Annotated in this window: 21 protein-coding genes; 14 read left to right on the top strand and 7 right to left on the bottom strand. The window is 46.6% G+C overall.

What is annotated here, in order from left to right:
* Positions 1-183 precede the first annotated feature (183 nt).
* The 9 genes from miaB to crr all read left to right on the top strand — a co-directional run bounded on the left by miaB (position 184) and on the right by crr (position 9963).
* A complete protein-coding gene (miaB, locus tag J4N45_RS03925; protein WP_128647824.1) occupies positions 184-1608 on the top strand; it encodes a tRNA (N6-isopentenyl adenosine(37)-C2)-methylthiotransferase MiaB in 1425 nt (474 codons plus the stop codon).
* A gap of 116 nt (positions 1609-1724) precedes the next feature.
* A complete protein-coding gene (locus J4N45_RS03920) occupies positions 1725-2819 on the top strand; it encodes a PhoH family protein (RefSeq protein ID WP_128647825.1) in 1095 nt (364 codons plus the stop codon).
* The gene (gene ybeY, locus J4N45_RS03915; protein WP_234494338.1) at positions 2819-3283 is read left to right on the top strand and encodes an rRNA maturation RNase YbeY; all 465 of its coding nucleotides are present in this window, start codon (positions 2819-2821) and stop codon (positions 3281-3283) included. Before J4N45_RS03920 ends, ybeY begins: the two co-directional genes overlap by 1 nt.
* Before the next feature lie 97 nt (positions 3284-3380).
* On the top strand, positions 3381-4277 hold the full coding sequence (corC, locus tag J4N45_RS03910) for a CNNM family magnesium/cobalt transport protein CorC (RefSeq protein ID WP_042476534.1): 897 nt from the start codon (positions 3381-3383) through the stop codon (positions 4275-4277).
* Positions 4278-4324: 47 nt separating this feature from the next.
* Positions 4325-5830: an apolipoprotein N-acyltransferase gene (gene lnt, locus J4N45_RS03905; protein ID WP_252013722.1), complete on the top strand. Its 1506-nt coding sequence runs from the start codon at positions 4325-4327 to the stop codon at positions 5828-5830.
* Positions 5831-6023: 193 nt separating this feature from the next.
* The gene (gene cysK, locus J4N45_RS03900) at positions 6024-6992 is read left to right on the top strand and encodes a cysteine synthase A (RefSeq protein WP_042476530.1); all 969 of its coding nucleotides are present in this window, start codon (positions 6024-6026) and stop codon (positions 6990-6992) included.
* Positions 6993-7290: 298 nt separating this feature from the next.
* Positions 7291-7548: an HPr family phosphocarrier protein gene (locus tag J4N45_RS03895; protein WP_042476528.1), complete on the top strand. Its 258-nt coding sequence runs from the start codon at positions 7291-7293 to the stop codon at positions 7546-7548.
* A gap of 136 nt (positions 7549-7684) precedes the next feature.
* Complete coding sequence (gene ptsI, locus J4N45_RS03890; protein WP_252013721.1) at positions 7685-9412, top strand: phosphoenolpyruvate-protein phosphotransferase PtsI; 1728 nt, start codon at positions 7685-7687, stop codon at positions 9410-9412.
* A gap of 41 nt (positions 9413-9453) precedes the next feature.
* Positions 9454-9963: a PTS glucose transporter subunit IIA gene (gene crr / locus J4N45_RS03885; RefSeq protein WP_042476521.1), complete on the top strand. Its 510-nt coding sequence runs from the start codon at positions 9454-9456 to the stop codon at positions 9961-9963.
* Between the two features lie 247 nt (positions 9964-10210).
* Here the strand turns inward: crr and yfcE are convergent, their stop codons facing one another.
* From yfcE to J4N45_RS03860, 5 genes are all read right to left on the bottom strand, one after another.
* The gene (yfcE, locus tag J4N45_RS03880) at positions 10211-10756 is read right to left on the bottom strand and encodes a phosphodiesterase (protein ID WP_234494340.1); all 546 of its coding nucleotides are present in this window, start codon (positions 10754-10756) and stop codon (positions 10211-10213) included.
* 62 nt (positions 10757-10818) lie between these two features.
* The gene (locus J4N45_RS03875) at positions 10819-11223 is read right to left on the bottom strand and encodes a CBS domain-containing protein (protein WP_042476516.1); all 405 of its coding nucleotides are present in this window, start codon (positions 11221-11223) and stop codon (positions 10819-10821) included.
* Positions 11220-11570: a P-II family nitrogen regulator gene (locus J4N45_RS03870; RefSeq protein ID WP_128647826.1), complete on the bottom strand. Its 351-nt coding sequence runs from the start codon at positions 11568-11570 to the stop codon at positions 11220-11222. Before J4N45_RS03870 ends, J4N45_RS03875 begins: the two co-directional genes overlap by 4 nt.
* Positions 11560-12402 carry a DUF1538 domain-containing protein gene (locus J4N45_RS03865; protein ID WP_252013720.1) on the bottom strand — a complete coding sequence of 281 codons (843 nt, stop codon included), beginning with the start codon at positions 12400-12402 and terminating at the stop codon, positions 11560-11562. Before J4N45_RS03865 ends, J4N45_RS03870 begins: the two co-directional genes overlap by 11 nt.
* The gene (locus tag J4N45_RS03860) at positions 12399-13133 is read right to left on the bottom strand and encodes a DUF1538 domain-containing protein (protein ID WP_252013719.1); all 735 of its coding nucleotides are present in this window, start codon (positions 13131-13133) and stop codon (positions 12399-12401) included. Before J4N45_RS03860 ends, J4N45_RS03865 begins: the two co-directional genes overlap by 4 nt.
* Before the next feature lie 274 nt (positions 13134-13407).
* Between J4N45_RS03860 and J4N45_RS03855 the strand changes: the two genes are divergently transcribed.
* From J4N45_RS03855 to J4N45_RS03835, 5 genes are all read left to right on the top strand, one after another.
* A complete protein-coding gene (locus J4N45_RS03855; protein ID WP_252013718.1) occupies positions 13408-14322 on the top strand; it encodes a TIGR01777 family oxidoreductase in 915 nt (304 codons plus the stop codon).
* Positions 14323-14387: 65 nt separating this feature from the next.
* Positions 14388-15215 carry an SDR family oxidoreductase gene (locus J4N45_RS03850; RefSeq protein WP_252013717.1) on the top strand — a complete coding sequence of 276 codons (828 nt, stop codon included), beginning with the start codon at positions 14388-14390 and terminating at the stop codon, positions 15213-15215.
* 369 nt (positions 15216-15584) lie between these two features.
* Positions 15585-16439: a co-chaperone YbbN gene (locus tag J4N45_RS03845; protein ID WP_252013716.1), complete on the top strand. Its 855-nt coding sequence runs from the start codon at positions 15585-15587 to the stop codon at positions 16437-16439.
* A gap of 204 nt (positions 16440-16643) precedes the next feature.
* Complete coding sequence (locus J4N45_RS03840) at positions 16644-17579, top strand: SPFH domain-containing protein (protein ID WP_252013715.1); 936 nt, start codon at positions 16644-16646, stop codon at positions 17577-17579.
* Positions 17576-18028, top strand: coding sequence for an NfeD family protein (locus J4N45_RS03835; protein WP_252013714.1), 453 nt, complete (start codon positions 17576-17578; stop codon positions 18026-18028). Before J4N45_RS03840 ends, J4N45_RS03835 begins: the two co-directional genes overlap by 4 nt.
* A gap of 33 nt (positions 18029-18061) precedes the next feature.
* Here the strand turns inward: J4N45_RS03835 and J4N45_RS03830 are convergent, their stop codons facing one another.
* Positions 18062-18382, bottom strand: coding sequence for a hypothetical protein (locus tag J4N45_RS03830; RefSeq protein ID WP_252013713.1), 321 nt, complete (start codon positions 18380-18382; stop codon positions 18062-18064).
* Between the two features lie 74 nt (positions 18383-18456).
* Complete coding sequence (locus J4N45_RS03825; RefSeq protein ID WP_252013712.1) at positions 18457-19653, bottom strand: DEAD/DEAH box helicase; 1197 nt, start codon at positions 19651-19653, stop codon at positions 18457-18459.
* Positions 19654-19688: the final 35 nt, after the last annotated feature.

Raw genomic sequence — 19688 nt, 5'->3', positions numbered from 1 at the left:
CCTGCTTTTGTGAGGGCTAATATCGCCTCGCAACAATTGAAATATAAGCTCTCAAAGAGTTTTCCCCCTACCCCTAGTCAGGCGGTTTTTAAAGCAGTACAATACGCCGCTTACCGCCGAGATGGTGGCTATAATTTGAACAATAGTTCAGCATAAGATTTACATAACTGACGAGCGATAGTGATGAGTAAGAAACTGCTAATTAAAACCTGGGGCTGCCAGATGAACGAATACGATTCATCAAAAATGGCCGATCTGCTTAATGCTGCAAATGGCTATGAGCTAACTGAAGAGCCAGAGGAAGCAGACGTACTACTATTGAACACTTGTTCGATCCGTGAAAAAGCGCAAGAAAAAGTGTTCCACCAACTTGGTCGTTGGAAAACGCTTAAAGACAAAAAAGAAGGCGTTGTGATCGGTGTTGGTGGCTGCGTCGCAACTCAAGAAGGTGACCATATCCGCGAACGTGCACCGTTCGTTGACGTTATTTTTGGTCCACAGACTCTGCACCGTCTGCCTGAGATGATCAAGCAATCTCAAAGCGACGAAGCACCAGTAATGGATATTTCGTTCCCAGAGATCGAGAAATTCGACCGTCTGCCTGAGCCTCGTGCTGAAGGCGCGACTGCTTTCGTTTCTATTATGGAAGGCTGCTCAAAATACTGTACTTACTGCGTAGTACCATACACTCGCGGTGAAGAAGTTAGCCGTCCAATGGATGACGTTCTATTCGAAATTGCACAACTTGCAGAGCAAGGCGTTCGTGAAGTAAACCTGCTAGGTCAAAACGTGAACGCATACCGTGGCCCAATGCACGATGGCGACATCTGCTCATTCGCAGAGCTGCTTCGTCTCGTTGCTTCTATCGATGGTATCGATCGTATTCGTTTCACAACGAGCCACCCATTAGAGTTTACTGACGACATCATTGCTGTATACGAAGATACGCCAGAGCTTGTTAGCTTCCTGCACCTTCCTGTACAAAGTGGTTCAGACCGCATCCTGACGATGATGAAGCGCCCACACACGGCAATTGAATACAAATCGATTATTCGTAAGCTGCGTAAAGCACGTCCTGACATTCAAATCAGCTCGGACTTTATCGTTGGCTTCCCTGGTGAGACAGACAAAGACTTCCAAGACACCATGAAGCTTATCAAAGATGTCGATTTCGATATGAGCTTCAGCTTCATCTTCTCACCACGTCCAGGCACGCCGGCGGCAGATTACCCATGTGATCTTCCAGAGCAAACCAAAAAAGACCGTTTGTACGAGCTACAACAAACGGTTAACACACAAGCGATGCGCTACTCACGTCTAATGCTAGACACTGAACAACGCGTTCTTGTTGAGGGGCCATCTAAGAAGAACCTAATGGAGCTTCGTGCACGTACTGAAAACAACCGTGTAGTAAACTTCGAAGGTGGCGCTGAGCTTATTGGTCAGTTTGTTGATGTGAAAATTACCGATGTCTTTGCGAACTCTCTACGTGGTGAGATCGTAAGAACTGAAAAAGACATGGATCTTCGCACCGTGATTTCACCAACTCAAATGATGGCGAAAACCAAACGCGAAGACGAGCTAGGTGTGGCTACCTTTACGCCTTAACGCCTATACCCACCCCGCGCCAATGTGCTATTTTGGAGTAAAGTGGGAACAAATGTGGAGTCCGGTCCCAATCGGGCTCCAATCATCGCCCTTTAAGGGCAAAATGCGAGGCAACATTGAGTAATCAAATCGTAACTCTAGAAATCAATCTAGAACCTTCAGACAACCGCCGTCTGTCCAGCTTGTGCGGTCCTTTCGATGACAACATCAAACACTTAGAGCGCCGATTAGGTGTCGAAATCAACCACAGAAGTAACTACTTCACGATTGTGGGTAAGCCACATACCAGTGCCGCTGCACTCGACATCATTAAGTCTCTGTACGTAGATACTGCGCCTGTTCGTGGTCAGATCCCAGATATCGAGCCTGAACAAATTCATCTAGCCGTAAAAGAATCTGGCGTCCTTGAGCAAAATACCGACTCTGAAATTGCTCACGGTAAAGAAGTCTTCGTGAAAACGAAAAAAGGCATCATCAAGCCACGTACGCCCAACCAAGCCCAATACCTAGTCAATATGGTGACTCATGATATTAGCTTCGGTATCGGTCCTGCGGGTACAGGTAAGACTTATCTAGCGGTAGCCGCTGCAGTTGACGCACTAGAGCGTCAAGAGATCCGTCGAATCCTGTTGACTCGCCCAGCAGTAGAAGCCGGTGAGAAACTGGGGTTCCTACCAGGAGACTTAAGCCAAAAAGTCGACCCATATCTGCGCCCTCTTTATGATGCGCTGTTTGAAATGCTCGGCTTTGAGCGCGTTGAGAAGCTGATTGAGCGCAACGTGATTGAGGTAGCGCCACTGGCATACATGCGCGGTCGTACTCTGAACGACGCGTTTATTATTCTTGATGAGAGCCAAAACACCACGGTTGAACAGATGAAGATGTTCTTGACCCGTATTGGTTTTAACTCTCGCGCGGTAATCACTGGTGACGTGACCCAAATTGACTTGCCGCGTGGCGCAAAATCAGGCCTTCGCCACGCGATCGAAGTGCTTAACGAAGTGGATGAAATCAGCTTCAACTTCTTCCAATCTGACGACGTAGTACGCCACCCTGTGGTTGCGCGTATCGTTAACGCGTATGAGAAGTGGGAAGCTGCTGATGCCAAAGCGCGTAAAGAGATTGAACGCAAGCGTCGTGAAGAGCGCGAAGCTGCGCAAGCTCTACTAGACAAAGCGGCTAGCACAACGTCACCTGCGGAAAGTAAATAATGAGCATCGAACTTGATCTCCAACTCGCTGTCGAATCGGAACAAGGCCTGCCAAGTGCTGAAGACTTTCAGCGCTGGCTAGACAAAACCATTATTCCGTTTCAGAAGGAAGCAGAGCTCACCATTCGCATTGTTGACGAGCAGGAAAGTCACCAACTCAATCATGAGTACCGTGGTAAAGATAAGCCTACAAATGTACTGTCTTTTCCATTCGAGGCCCCTCCGGGCATCGAGATGAGTCTGCTTGGGGACATGATTATTTGCCGCCAAGTGGTCGAAAAAGAGGCGATTGAGCAATCTAAGCCTTTGACAGCACACTGGGCACATATGGTTGTACATGGCAGTCTTCATCTGCTAGGTTATGATCATATTGAGGACGAAGAAGCCGAAGAAATGGAAGCTTTGGAAACCGAAATTATGCAAGAAATGGGCTTTGAAGACCCGTATCTCGCTGAAAAGGAGTAGCGGTAAAGCGTTTCTATCGGTACTTGCGATAAAACGTTAATTTACCTCTACGCATGTGCGCTATCACACATCTGATAGCATTCTGAATTGAGAAGTCATGAACGAAGAGTCTTCTCCCTCTCAGCCAGAGGGAAAAAGTAAAAAATCTGAAGGTCCGAGTAGGAAGTCCTTCTTAGAGCGCCTAGGTCAAATTTTTCAAGGTGAGCCAAAAGATCGCCAAGAGCTAGTGGATGTTATCCGCGATTCTGAAGAAAACGACCTAATTGACCACGACACCCGCGACATGCTCGAAGGCGTCATGGAAATTTCTGAAATGCGTGTACGTGACATTATGCTGCCACGTTCGCAAATGGTCACTATCGAGCGTTCCGACGACCTCGATAAGCTGATTGCTTTGATGACAGATGCCCAGCATTCACGTTATCCAGTTATCAGTGAAGACAAAGACCATGTAGAAGGCATCCTCTTAGCTAAGGACCTCCTCCGTTACTTGGGCTCTGACAGCGCCCCATTTGATATTGAAGAAGTGATCCGCCCTGCCGTTGTAGTTCCAGAAAGTAAGCGTGTAGACCGCCTACTGAAAGAGTTCCGCGAAGAGCGTTATCACATGGCCATCGTCGTTGACGAGTTCGGCGGAGTATCAGGTCTGGTGACCATTGAAGATATTCTCGAAGAAATCGTTGGTGAGATCGAAGACGAGTTCGATGACGATGACGAGCTCGATATCAGAAAACTGAGTAAGCACACATTCGCTGTGAAAGCGCTCACCACTATCGAAGAGTTCAACGATACCTTTGGCTCTAACTTTAGTGATGAAGAAGTGGATACCGTTGGTGGCTTAGTCATGACTGCATTTGGTCACTTGCCGACTCGTGGTGAAGTGGTCGAAATCGAAAACTATAACTTTAAGGTGACTGCGGCGGATAATCGTCGTGTAGTTCAGGTCCAAGTTACTATCCCGGACCAAGAAACAGCCTCAAGTGTTGAAGAGTAATCTCGAATACCAAGCTTGAGCTCACCGAATAAGTGAGAAAAACATAAATGAAGAAAAGTCTTCGACTACTGCGGCCCATTGGGGCCGCTTTTGTTGGCGCAAGCACTACCCTCGCCTTCGCACCATATCAATTATGGCCCCTCGCCATTTTAAGTCCATTCATGCTCATGATGCTCATCCGTGGAAGAAGTGCGAAAGGCGCTCTATGGACCGGCTATGCATGGGGATTGGGACAATTTGCAACAGGCATCAGTTGGGTTCATGTCAGTATCGACACTTTCGGTGGCATGCCAAAAATAGCGAGTCTATTTCTAATGGCGCTACTCGTTGGTTACCTGTCTATCTACTCGGCTCTTTTTGCATGGTCTTTGAATCGCTTCTTCCCAAGCGACAGTAAGACACGCTATTTCATTGCCGCCCCAGCGCTATGGTTGATTTTCGATTGGGCGCGCGGCTGGGTAATGACTGGCTTCCCTTGGTTATGGCTTGGTTACAGCCAGATAGACTCCCCGCTGGCAAGCTTCGCACCGATCGGTGGTGTTGAGCTAATCACCGCCTTAATGATCGTCATGGCAGGAAGCCTCACGTTTCTCACGGTCACCAAGCAATGGCAGCTCATCATCATTCCTATGGTGGTGTTTGCGACCGGATTCGGTCTCAGAAACTATGAATGGGTCGTGCCTGATGAATCTAGAACCAAAACAGTGGCTCTGATTCAAGGGAATGTCGACCAAGCACTTAAATGGTTACCAAGTCATCGCTGGCCTACCATTATGAAGTACACCGATCTCAGCAGAGAAAACTGGGATGCCGACATTATCATTTGGCCTGAAGCGGCAATCCCTGCGATGGAGTTCGAGTTGCCATCATTTTTGAGCAACCTAGATTCCGCCGCAAAGATGAACGACTCTGCGATCATCACTGGAGTTATCAATAAAACGGAAACCGACCAGTACTACAACAGTATTCTTGTCGTTGGCCAGACGCCATATGGTGATTATGAAATGGATCTGGATGAGCGCTACCACAAGCATCATCTACTACCGTTTGGTGAGTTTGTGCCTTTTGGCGACATTCTTCGACCAATCGCGCCTTTCTTTAACCTGCCTATGTCATCCTTTAGCCGTGGCGCTTATGTGCAGCCTAATATTGTCGCAAATGGAATGCATATGGTGGCGGCTTTATGCTATGAGATCATCTTTGGTGAACAAGTTAGACAGAACGTGACTTCGGAAACCGACTATCTGTTAACACTATCAAACGACGCGTGGTTTGGTCGCTCGATAGGACCGCTACAGCATATGGAGATTGCTCGAATGCGTGCTCTTGAGCTTGGCCTGCCTCTGATTCGTTCAACAAACAATGGCGTCACTGCAGTAACGGACCACAAAGGTACGATCACCGCAGAAATCCCTCAGTTCGAAACGGCAGTACTTCGTACAGACGTTACACCTACTGACGGCACCACCTGGTATCGCGAAGTAGGCACTTGGCCTCTGTATATCTGGGTAACCTTCTGTTTAGCTTTTGGTTTCATAAGATGCAAAGCGTAAATTAATACCCGACCACCAGTCGCTCAAGCGACTGGTGGTCGGGTCGTTTTCATCCCTTCCCATGTAACGTCTGCTCACTGCTGATGAACTTTCTTCCATAATATATAACTATTTGGTTCTTTTCCCTTGCCAAACAAAATCATATTCTTAACTGGTAATCAATAACCACGATGGTTGAATGAAGGAACATAAAATGAGCAAGATTTACGAAGATAATTCACTGACAATTGGTAACACCCCTCTGGTTCGTCTTAACAAAGTAAGTAACGGCAACGTGCTTGCAAAAGTTGAAGCCCGTAACCCAAGCTTCAGTGTTAAGTGCCGTATCGGTGCAAACATGATCTGGGAAGCAGAGAAAGACGGTCGTCTAAAGCCAGGAGTCGAGCTAGTTGAGCCAACCAGTGGTAACACAGGTATTGCTCTTGCTTTCGTTGCAGCTGCTCGTGGTTACAAGCTGACGCTAACCATGCCAGAGTCTATGAGTCTTGAGCGTCGTAAACTTCTAAAAGCGCTAGGTGCAAACCTTGAGCTAACAGAAGCGGCGAAAGGCATGAAAGGCGCTATCGCTAAAGCAGAAGAAATTGTTGCTTCTAACCCAGAAAAATTCCTACTGCTTCAACAATTCAACAACCCTGCTAACCCTGCTATCCACGAAAAAACAACAGGTCCAGAGATCTGGGATGCTACTGATGGTGAAGTAGACGTATTCGTAGCCGGTGTTGGTACAGGTGGTACTATCACAGGTACTAGTCGCTACATTAAAGGCGAGAAAGGTAAAGCGATTGTTTCTGTTGCTGTTGAGCCTGCAGAATCGCCAGTTATCACACAAGCACTTGCTGGTGAAGAAATCCAACCGGCACCGCACAAAATCCAGGGTATCGGCGCAGGCTTTATCCCAGAAAACTTGGATCTTGAGCTTCTAGATCGTGTTGAACAGGTTACTTCAGAAGAAGCGATCGAAATGGCACGTCGCCTAATGGAAGAAGAAGGTATCCTTGCTGGGATCTCATCTGGCGCAGCGGTTGTAGCAGCCAATAGACTAGCCGAACTACCTGAATTTAAAGGAAAAACAATCGTAACTGTACTACCAAGTTCAGGTGAGCGTTACCTAAGTTCAGCATTGTTCGCAGGCATATTTACTGACAAAGAGATTCAGCAGTAATATGTAGCTAAATCAATTTTTACACGAAAAAAGCCCCTTTAAGGGGCTTTTTTGTTGAATCTCTGTCAGCCTTTGGTAATATCAGGACAGTTTTATTTTAAGCCAAAAAATAAATAGGCTAAATACTGAATGACGTAGTACATGCATACAGCGAAGACTGCAATCATGTCCTACAATTCTAGTCCGACACAATTCTTAACGGTTACGACCTTCGCACTATAGCGGGGCATAACATTTAGCGATAAGGTTTGTTTGGTCTAGGAACTAAACAGAAAATAAATCAATTGGGGTATAAAAAATGTACGAGAAGCAAGTAGAAATCACAGCAGAAAACGGCCTTCACACTCGTCCGGCTGCACAGTTCGTTAAAGAAGCTAAAGCATTTGACGCTGACATCACTGTGACTACTAACGGCAAAAGCGCTAGCGCAAAAAGCCTGTTCAAACTACAAACTCTAGGTCTAGTTAAAGGCACTACTATCACAATCGCTGCTGAAGGCCCACAAGCTCAACAAGCAGTTGACCACCTAGTAGCTCTAATCCCTGAGCTTCACTAATAGTCCAGTTCTCCTTAAAGCCATTTTGTGAAAACAGAATGGCTTTATTGGAAATAGCTCAGGCTATCAGCTACACATTATAAGTAGCTAAAAACTATCCAATCTTTAATACACTAGACCATATAAAGGTAAAGCTATGATTTCAGGCATCCTAGCATCTCCTGGTATTGCTATTGGTAAAGCACTACTACTTCAAGAAGACGAGATTGTTCTAAACACGTCGACCATTTCAGACGACCAAGTTGAAGCGGAAGTTGCGCGTTTCTTCGACGCACGCAACAAGTCTGCACAACAGCTAGAAGTTGTTAAGCAAAAAGCGCTTGAGACTTTTGGTGAAGAGAAAGAGGCTATCTTCGAAGGCCACATCATGCTTCTTGAAGATGAAGAGCTAGAAGAAGAAATCCTAGCACTCATCAAGAAAGACAAACTATCTGCAGACAATGCGATTCACACAGTGATTGAAGAGCAAGCGACTGCACTAGAATCTCTAGATGACGAATACCTTAAAGAGCGTGCAACTGATATCCGTGATATCGGTACTCGTTTCGTTAAGAACGCACTAGGCATCAACATCGTTTCACTGGGTGACATCGATGAAGAGGTTATCCTAGTTGCTTACGACCTAACGCCATCTGAAACAGCGCAAATCAACCTAGACTACGTTCTTGGTTTTGCGTGTGATATCGGCGGTCGTACTTCGCACACTTCTATCATGGCACGTTCACTAGAACTTCCTGCGATTGTTGGTACTAACGACATCACTAAGAAAGTGAACAACGGCGACATGTTGGTTCTTGATGCAATGAACAACAAGATCATTGTTAACCCAACTCAAGCTGAAATTGATGAAGCTAAAGCGGTACGTGAAGCGTTCCTTGCTGAAAAAGAGGAACTAGCAAAACTTAAAGACCTACCAGCAGAAACTCTAGACGGCCACCGTGTAGAAGTTTGCGGTAACATCGGTACAGTGAAAGACTGTGATGGCATCAACCGTAACGGCGGTGAAGGTGTTGGTCTGTATCGTACAGAATTCCTATTCATGGACCGCACTGCTCTTCCTACTGAAGAAGAACAGTACCAAGCTTACAAAGAAGTTGCGGAAGCAATGAATGGTCACGCGGTAATTATCCGCACTATGGATATCGGTGGTGATAAAGATCTACCATACCTAGACCTACCTCAAGAAATGAACCCGTTCCTAGGCTGGCGTGCAGTACGTATCAGCTTGGACCGTCGTGAAATTCTTCGTGACCAGCTACGTGGTATCCTACGTGCATCAGCACACGGTAAGCTACGTATCATGTTCCCAATGATCATCTCTGTTGAAGAGATTCGTGAGCTGAAAGCTGCAATCGAAGAGTACAAAGCAGAACTTCGTGCTGAAGGTCTAGCATTTGATGAAAATATCGAAATCGGTGTAATGGTTGAAACGCCTGCTGCGGCAGCGATTGCCCATCACCTAGCTAAAGAAGTTTCGTTCTTTAGTATTGGTACTAACGACTTAACTCAGTATACTCTAGCTGTAGACCGTGGTAATGAGCTGATTTCTCACCTATACAACCCACTATCACCTGCTGTACTTACAGTAATCAAGCAAGTGATTGATGCTTCTCACAAAGAAGGCAAGTGGACTGGTATGTGTGGTGAGCTTGCTGGTGACGAACGTGCGACTCTACTTCTACTAGGTATGGGCCTAGACGAGTTTAGTATGAGCGGTATTTCGATTCCTAAGGTTAAGAAAGTTATCCGTAACGCTAACTTCGCAGAAGTAAAAGCAATGGCTGATGAAGCGCTAGAAATGGCGACTGCTGCAGAAATTGAGGCACACGTCGAAAAATTTATCGCAGAAAAGACAAACAGCTAATATAATTGACTGGATTAAAATCAAACCTTTAGGAGCACGACATGGGTCTGTTTGACAAACTGAAGAAGCTAGTATCTGACGACAGCGCTGACACTGGTGCAATCGAAATTATCGCACCTCTTTCTGGTGAAATTGTAAACATCGAAGATGTGCCAGATGTAGTATTCGCTGAGAAAATCGTTGGTGACGGTATTGCAATCAAGCCAGCTGGCGACAAGATGGTAGCTCCTGTAAACGGTACTATCGGTAAGATCTTCGAAACGAACCACGCGTTCTCAATCGAATCTGACGACGGCATCGAGCTATTTGTTCACTTCGGTATCGACACAGTTGAACTAAAAGGCGAAGGCTTCAAGCGTATCGCTGAAGAAGGTCAAACTGTTAAAGCTGGCGACACTATCATTGAATTCGATCTAGCTCTTCTAGAAGAGAAAGCGAAATCAACGCTAACGCCTGTAGTTATCTCTAACATGGACGAAATCAAAGAGCTTAACAAGCTTGCTGGTGCCGTGACTGTTGGCGAAACACCTGTACTACGCGTAACTAAGTAATTAGTTAACTCGAAGTAGAAAAAACGCAGCTTAATCGCTGCGTTTTTTTATGCCTGTCATTTGGCTTTCAATCGTCAAAAAATAAGTCCGTCGTCATCTTCACGCACGTGAAGATCTTTTACAGCGCGTAGCTAGCAATCCAATAGAGACTATGTCGCGTAAATGTAATTCACCACGCGCTATGTGAGATCCCCTTTTTCAAGGGGATGACTCGTTACTTGGGAGTGGTTTGAGACAAAGAAGAGAGTTACAACTCGATAGACGCTAGCACTTCACCATCAAAGGTTTGAACACTGAGTCTATTATCCTCTAATAGACCAAAGCTCGCTGCGAACTCATTACGAGGGAAGGTAATAGAGCCTGGATTGAAAATGATCTGCTCTCCTTGCCATTCAGCAACTGGAATGTGCGTATGACCGTGAGCAATCACATCCCCTTTTTTTAACGCAGGTCGTTTATCACTGTTGTACAAGTGGCCGTGCGTTAGGAACAAACGTTGACCCGTTGGCAACATGACCCAGGCGTAGTCACTCATCATCGGAAACTCAAGCAGCATTTGATCCACTTCACTGTCGCAGTTGCCACGTACTGCAATGATATCTTGCTTGTATGCATTGAGAAGCTCGGCCACTTTAGGTGGGTTGTAGCTACTCGGCACAGGATTTCTTGGTCCGTGGTTTAGCACATCACCCAAAATTACAAGATGATCAGCACCTGAGCGACGGTATTGCTCCAGCACTTGCTCGGTGGCTTCTTGGCTGCCATGTAAGTCCGATGCAAAGAACAGTTTCATTGATATATCTCCAACACTTTCTATGTGGCTATTGTATCGAACTTAGTGGCCAAGGTGCAGGGCTAATCTAAACCAAGCATACCGTTCACTACGATGTTATTGTAACTAACCATACCAATGACCCGTCCATCTTCTATGACGGGGGCCCGACTTATTCCAAAGCGTTCAAATAGCCTTGCGCAGTACTTAACATTCATATCGGGGTCCACACACAACGCGGGTTTAGTCATAATTTCATAGATATTAGTACGCTGAGGAGAGCGGTTACGAGCCAACACTTTTTTGGCGATGTCATTCATCAAGACAATGCCAAACTCATCATCGTCATTGCGCTTTTCAACCACCAGCGCCTTAACTCTATGTTCTTTCGCAAGCACGATACCATCGTGTACAGTCTTTACTCCGTCCACCATGACGTACGTATTCGCCATTACATCGCGTACACTTACTTTTTTTTGCTGACTCATAGTTCGTCCTCCACGACTTTAGTCAATGTCTCTACTTGATGAGCGACACCCACTGCATCCTCTATGTCTATTTGCACGGCTATCCCCTGGCCAGAAGTTTGATCAAATTCGCCAACTTGGCTAATGGTCTCCAAGATATGGCGAGATAGATGCTCTTCAACTACAAACAGCACCACATCCTTTTGCACCTCTAAAGTGAGCCCGAAAAAGGTTTGCTTCTTGTTAAGGCCTTCACCTCTCGCATTGTTGATCACTGTTGCACCGGTCGCACCGGCCTCTCGGGCGGCGTCCAATACCTTTTCCGTCTTGCTATCTTCTACAAACGCAAGGATCAATTTAAAGCGCATTTTTCTTCTCCTTAGAGGGGATTGGGGGTGTGGCTGCCTGCACCTCATTGGATTTCTGACTGACAGAGGAACGCGCCGTTAAATACTGAGTGAGCTGGGCATAGGCCATCACTGAGATGATTGGAAACAAGCTGGCAAATGCGATAAGTCCAAAACCGTCTATCATGGGATTTCTGCCTGGTACTGTTGAGGCAAGACCAAGACCTAAGGCAGTCACTAAGGGCACTGTCACGGTTGAGGTCGTCACGCCGCCCGAGTCGTAAGCGAGCGGTACAATAAACTTGGGAGCATAGTAAGTTTGAATCACGACCAGTATGTAGCCTGCAATGATGTAGTAATGGATTGGGTCACCGACAACGATACGATAGCTGCCAAGTGAGATGCCGACAGCGACACCTAACGCAACCGCGATTCTAAGACCATTTACCGAGATCGCTCCTGCAGACACTTGGTTGGCTTTTATCGCCACTGCCAGAAGAGAGGGCTCGGCGATGGTGGTACTAAAACCAATACAAAACGCAAAGAGATATACCCAGTAGTAGTCGATCCACTCAAGTGAGTCCCCTACCGTCACTCTCACTTGGTTCAAAAAATCAGGAGCGGTAAGCTGCATCGCCATCGTCTCCCCGAGCGGAAACAGTGCTAGCTCTAATCCGACGAGAAATAAACTCAAGCCCACAATCACATAGCCAAACCCAATCATTACCTTGAGCGGATTAGCGATAGGCTTTTTAAGGATGGCAAACTGAAACCCGAAGATAATCACCATAATTGGGGTGACGTCTCTTATGGTCATCAGCAAAGTATAAAAAAACTCCCAAAGAAAACTCATACCATCACCATCCCATAGATCATCACGAACATCATCGGAAGCAAGGAGGCGAAGGCGATTAAGCCAAATCCATCGAGCATGGGGTTTCGACCTTTAATGGTGCTCGCAAGCCCGACACCGAGCGCCGTGACCAAAGGAACGGTAATGGTTGATGTTGTCACCCCACCAGAGTCATACGCCACACCGATAATGTACTCCGGTGCAAACCATGTCAGGATAACCACCCCGATATAGCCACCTATAATGAGCCTATGAATAGGCCACCCTTTTAAAATGCGCAGCACACCAAGAACGATGGCCAAGCCAACAGACACTGCGACCGATAAGCGCAAACCATCAGCATAGCTTTGCATTGACTCTTCGGTCATCGCGATGATCCCGCCCTCTGCAGCCACTTCTGCTGCCTCTGCAGAGACAGCGGTCAAAGCCGGCTCTGCGATAGTGGTGCCGAAGCCTAAACAGAAGGAGAACACCATCAACCAAAACACACTGCCCTTACGAGCAAAAGATTGCGCCATGGTTTCGCCGATAGGAAATAGCCCCATTTCCAGACCGAACACGAAAAACGTTAATCCGAGCACGACTAGGAGCAAACCAAACAAGATAGAGAGGACGTTAGGGAGAGGCTCCTGAAGCACGACTAGCTGGAAAAACAGAACGACTAGGACGATGGGCATAAGGTCCTTAAAACTATTTATCATAGCGCCAAGGAGTGATTTCAGACCTTGCATGGTGCACCTCCCTTATCCAGCTTTCACTAATATAATCATGGCAAAGATAAATGTAAGAAAATGTGACACAAGTGACACTGTCGACGCTCATCTTTACCAAGTCACGTTTTTGTGAACCAAACCCGCTGTGCTACATATATAACTGAGCTAAATAGGCCAAAATACACAGGATAGATCAGTTAGTTAATTCCCTGATTCGTTGCTATATTTAAACCCAAATGCCCGAGATGAGGCGTACCGTGCGTAGCCGTTCGCTACCGGAAGAGGAGAGACAATGAAGCTGTTATTAACCGGCGGGACCGGCTTTATCGGACGAGAGTTACTCAAGCATCTCACCACCCATAGTGTGACTCTGCTTACCCGCGACATTGCCTCAGCTAAACGTACGCTTAACCACACTGACCATGGCAACATTGATTACATAGAATCCCTCGATATCTATAATGACCTCAACGAGTTTGATGCCGTTATCAACTTGGCAGGTGAGCCTATTGCCGATAAACGCTGGAGTGCAGAGCAAAAGAAGCGAATTTGCGATAGCCGCTGGAAGGTTACTGAGAAGATCGTTGAGTTAATACACGCCAGCACGAAACCCCCGTCCACTTTTATCAGTGGGTCTGCGGTTGGATACTATGGTGATCAACAAGACCACCCATTTGATGAAAGCTTGAAAGTGCATCAAGACAACTTTGCTCATACCGTTTGTGACCGATGGGAAGAAATAGCGATGCGCGCCCAGTCTGATCACACTCGCGTCTGTATCCTAAGAACCGGAGTGGTACTTGGAGATGGTGGCGGAGCGCTGGCAAAAATGATGCTGCCATATAAGTTAGGCGTTGGCGGCCCCATTGGCGATGGTTCTCAGTATATGCCCTGGATCCACCTTCTTGATATGGTGCGTGGTATCGTGTTCTTGTTAGAAACTGATCATGCCGTTGGTCCTTATAATCTCTGTGCTCCTCATGCGGTGTCTAACGCCACATTCAGTAAAACCCTTGCTAGTACACTCGGCAGACCTCATTTTCTCATGACCCCAAAATGGGCATTGAAACTGGCCATGGGTGAGTCTTCTTGCTTGTTGTTTGACAGCGTACGAGCCAAACCCAAAAAGTTAACGGAGATGGGCTTTAACTTCTCCTTTCCCCACATTGATACCGCATTAAAAAACATCGTCAGTAACGCACGGTAATGCTTGCTACTCCCCATGAACTGTCGGTAAGGTAGATAGAAATAAATCATAGGGTTAGCTTAGTAATGGCAAAGTCAGTTCTTATCACGGGATGCTCAAGTGGCATCGGTTATGTCGCCGCGCACGCGCTGAAAAAGCATGGATATCAAGTCATCGCCTCTTGTCGAAAAGATGCCGATGTCGCGCGCCTTCAGCAAGAAGGTTTAACCTGTTTCCAGCTTGATCTTGCCGATCCTAAAAGTATTAAACTTGCTGTACAGAAAACCCTCGCTCTCACAGAAGGAAAGCTTTACGGTCTTTTCAACAATGGTGCATATGGACAGCCTGGCGCACTAGAAGACCTACCTACCGAGGCGCTGCGAGCTCAATTTGAAGCCAATGTGTTCGGCTGGCATGAACTCACCAAGCAAATACTACCTATTATGCGAGCTCAGGGCGAAGGGCGCATCATCCAGAATAGTTCGGTATTAGGCTTTGCCGCCATGAAATATCGCGGCGCATATAATGCTTCAAAGTTTGCTCTCGAGGGTTGGACAGATACGCTTCGACTCGAGTTGTATCAAACTGGAATCCATATCGCTTTGATTGAGCCCGGCCCTATCGAAACGCAATTTAGAGCCAATGCAAAGCGCGCCTTTCTTGAATGGATTAATGTCGAAACAAGCGCTCATCGGGCACAGTACGAGCAGCAACTCAGCCGCTTATCGGCAGATGCATCTGGCAATCAATTCGTGCTGCCGCCAGAGTCTTGTATTCCACCATTGCTGCATGCACTTGAGTCAAACACACCAAAGCTTCGTTATCGTGTGACCACGCCAACAAAAGTATTTGCCGTACTAAAACGGATCCTTCCAAGCAAGTGGTTAGATCCTATTCTGCGAAAAGCCGCATAAAAAATGATCATTTGTAATTTTAGTGTCACAAACAAACATTATATTGTTCACCGTGGTTAAACCACATAGCGCATCAAAGCCCTACTTTACTTGATGCCCGCAATAAATGACTCACAGCATTCACGTGGATTACAACGAAAATGACGCTAAATCAGCTTAACTGGTTAGCTGTGGGGGTTACACTAGCTTACTTCGTAATGTTCTAGACACCTTTGCTTGCTACCGTTCTGGAATCCATTAACGCCGCGTTCTCGGACGCGGCGTTTTGGCATCTAAAATCCTCGTTTCTCACCGCATAACCTTGAATTTTCTGTCGTTGATACCAATCTTGAAAGAATAACGATAGAAATCACCAACAAGGAACACTCAATGCAACCTGCGACCATTGTGGACTTAAACGAACAGAACTTTCGCCAAGTATTAGAAGGCTCAATGACCGCTCCCGTGCTCATCCATTTCTGGGCACCAATGAGTGAAGAAAGCGCTCAGCTTATCCCGTCGCTTAAAGCGCTCACCGAGAAATACGCTGGCGCTTTTACCTTAGCACTACTTAACTGTGAAGAGCAGCAAGCCATTGCCGGTCAGTTTGGTGTACAAGCGCTACCAACGATCGCCCTATTTGTAAACGGTCAACCTGTTGATGGCCTTGGTGGTCCTCAGCCAATTGAGGCAGTGCAGGCGATGCTCGCTAAGCACCTACCCAGCGAAGATGAGTTAAATGCACGAAAAGCACTGGAGTTATCTCAGCAAGGTGAATACGAAACGGCGATTAACCTTCTTGGTAGCTTATCTGATGAATACAAGCAAAAAGGTGAAATCAAATTAGCCCTTGCTCAGTGTTTACTCGAAACCAATCAATTTGATCTAGCGGAAGCGGTACTGAACACCATTCCAATGGAGTACAAAGATAATTTCTATAAGAGTTTGATGGCCAAACTTGAGCTCCACAAACAAGCCGCCGACAGCCCAGAGATTCAATCTCTTGAAGCAGCTCTGAAAGCCAACCCTGAAGACCTTAAGATCGTTGCCGAACTCGCCTTACAGTATCACCAAGTGAACCGTGACGAAGAAGCGCTTGAGCTTATGTGGACACCACTGAGCCGCGACCTAAACGCCCTTGACGGCGATCTTAAAAAGTCATTTATGGATATCTTATCGGCTTTAGGTCAGGGCAACCCAATTGCTGCGAAATACCGCCGTCAGCTGTATTCACTGCTCTACTAGCCGCTCATTATTTCATCTTTCATAGAAGGGGCCTTTGTGCCCCTTTTCTCATATTGGCATGACCAACACTGGTTAATCTTCCATATAAGCTGCTGATACATTTGATAATTATCAATCGCAAAAATACACTTCATTACACATAAATGTCTCAACTAAACTGTATACTATTGAGAAGACGTACATTTTTAATACAGGGAAATTGTCATGGCTATTGATGCAATGATCACCATTGGCGGGTTTATACTCGTTGCCGTTGTCTTTATCGTCGCAGGTGTAAAAACCGTTCCGCAAGGTAACAACTGGACCGTAGAGCGATTTGGACGCTACACCCATACCCTCAAACCAGGCTTAAACCTCATCATTCCCTTCATCGACAGTGTGGGTAACAAAGTCAACATGATGGAGCGAGTACTGGACATTCCACCGCAAGAAGTCATCTCACGGGACAATGCGAATGTCGTGATTGACGCCGTCTGTTTCGTCCAAGTTGTCGATGCTCCAAAAGCGGCTTATGAAGTCAACGACCTAGAGCATGCGATCCGCAACCTTACCCTAACCAACATGCGTACCGTGCTTGGCTCTATGGAGCTCGATGAAATGCTCAGCCAACGCGATTCAATTAATACAAAACTGCTATCCATCGTCGATGAAGCAACTAACCCTTGGGGTGTGAAGGTAACCCGTATTGAAATCCGCGACGTTCAGCCACCAGCAGACCTAACAGCAGCGATGAATGCGCAGATGAAAGCCGAGCGTAACAAACGTGCTGAGATCCTTGAAGCTGAAGGGGTTCGTCAAGCAGAGATCCTTCGCGCTGAAGGTCAGAAACAAGCGGAGATCCTCAAAGCAGAAGGTGACAAGCAGGCTGCTATACTTCAAGCAGAGGCTCGCGAACGTGCCGCCGAGGCCGAAGCAAAGGCAACGGAAATGGTATCGAACGCGATTGCACAGGGTGACATGCAAGCGGTCAACTACTTCGTAGCTCAAGGCTATACCGACGCTCTGAAATCTATCGGCCAAGCTGAAAATGGCAAGATCATTATGCTACCACTAGAAGCGACAGGGCTAATGGGATCCATTGCTGGCGTTGCCGAAATGTTTAATCAGTCCAAGGCAAGCAACAAAGAGGATAAAGCGTGATTGAATTACTCAGCCAAGTTAACTACTGGCACTGGTTAGCACTAGGATTACTTCTGCTTTGCGGTGAACTGCTTGGCACGGCTGGGTATATGTTGTGGCTTGGTATCTCCGCGATGTTGGTCGGTATCGTGTTGGCGTTTGTTCCTATCAGCTGGCAGCTACAATGGGTGAGCTTTGGTGTATTCGCTCTCGCACTCACCTGGCTCTGGTGGCGTAAGCAGCACAAGGTAGATAAACGCTCCGATCAACAGCGAGACCTTAACCAAAAAGACAAACAGCTTCTCGGTCAAACGACTATTTTAGAAGAAGATATCAACCGCGGAAAATGCCGTATCAAACTTGGCGACACCTCGTGGTCAGCATACAGTGACCAGCCTTTGCCCTCGGGCACTATGGTCAAAGTGATAGATGTTGATGGTATCACGCTACTCATTGAGAAAGTCGACTAACCGCTTTTAAGAGCTCCTAGTATCTGGGAGCTCTTACTCTATAAGCGTGTAGGAATACGTTTTACCTTTGGCTTTGAGACTACTCAAAGTTTGTCCCACACAACTATTTTTCGTGCTTTTGCTCGCTGCAGACACCAACCCTTTTCTATCCAGTTTAACAAACTGCTTCCCATCGCTACTGCGATAATAGACACTTTTATTCTCATTCTGATATTCGACAGAAAGGGTTAAAGCACCCGGGCGATATGGCTTACCGACCTCGCAAACTATGATGTCAGGAAAGCCTTCAAACACGTCAGCAAAACTGAATTGTGATGCGCTACAAAGAGCGAATATGGTGAGAAATCGTCGCACATATCCTCCGCTGTTTACTTGGAATAACAATAACCTAGTAAACAGCGGTGAAAAGTCTTCTCTTTTGGAAGGAATTAATCTTGTTTTGGCTCGCGCTTGTGCTTCGGCACATAGTTCAGAATAGAGATAGGTACCGGTTTTCTCGGGATGAAACCCTCAATCTCAACACGATCCAGAAGGTGTCCTAGTCGACTTTCAATCATACATAGATTCTTAAAGTTATCTTTAGACACCAGAGAAACAGCTTCACCTGCAGCATCAGCGCGACCGGTACGACCGATGCGATGCACATACTCATCGGCAGGATACGGTAGATCATAGTTGATAACGACCGGCAGGTTCTCAATATCAATACCGCGAGCGGCAACACCCGTTGCGACTAAGTATTGGATCTCTCCTGCTTTAAACGACTCAATCAGTTGTTGACGAACCTTCTGATTACGCCCACTGTGGAAAGCTTCCGCTGCAATGCCGCGTTTCTCTAATTGACTAACAAGTTTGGCCGCACCATGTTTGGTCTCGATAAAAATCAACGCCTGCTTCCAATCGTTAGTTTGCAACATGTGGCTAAGTAACGATGACTTCATATCTTTATCGACGGTCACAATCCACTGTTTGATGTTGCTTTTCGAGGCACTATGTTTGGTAATCGAAATCTCTTCCGGATCGCGAATCGCCGATCTCGCTAACTCCCTAACTGGATTCGAAAGCGTGGCAGAGAACAAAAGGTTCTGTGCGTCTTCTGGTACACGAGCGATGATTTTGTTGATCGCATCGATAAAGCCCATATCAAGCATCTTATCGGCTTCATCCAGCACTAAAACTTGCAGCTCATCAAAATGAATAGCGCGCTGACCGTAAAGGTCAATCAAACGACCCGGCGTAGCCACAACAATATCCACACCATCAATCAGAGCTTGCTTCTGCGGCGCGTAATCAACACCACCAAACATGGCCATCGACTTAAGTGGTAAATGTTGTGCGTAAGCCTCAATGCTTTGATTAACCTGCAGTGCGAGTTCACGGGTTGGAGTGAGGATAATCGCACGCGCGCGTTTCTTACGCTGCGTTTCACCTTGGCTCAGCATTTCAAGAATTGGCAAAACAAAGCTTGCGGTTTTACCCGTACCAGTTTGCGCAGCCGCAATCAGGTTTTCACCTTTTAGGACAATCGGGATCGCTTTCGTTTGAATCGTGGTTGGCTTTTGGTAGCCAAGCGATGCTACTGCATCAAGAATAGGTTGGCTTAAGCCGAGTTTAGAAAAAGACATCACGAGTTCTCTTTATCAAGATGAAGACCCGCGCA

The organism is Vibrio sp. SCSIO 43140, assembly GCF_023716585.1.
Lineage (GTDB): Bacteria > Pseudomonadota > Gammaproteobacteria > Enterobacterales > Vibrionaceae > Vibrio > Vibrio maritimus_B.
The sequence above is the reverse complement of the archived record's forward strand: the minus strand, read 5'-3'. Positions and strand labels throughout refer to the sequence as shown.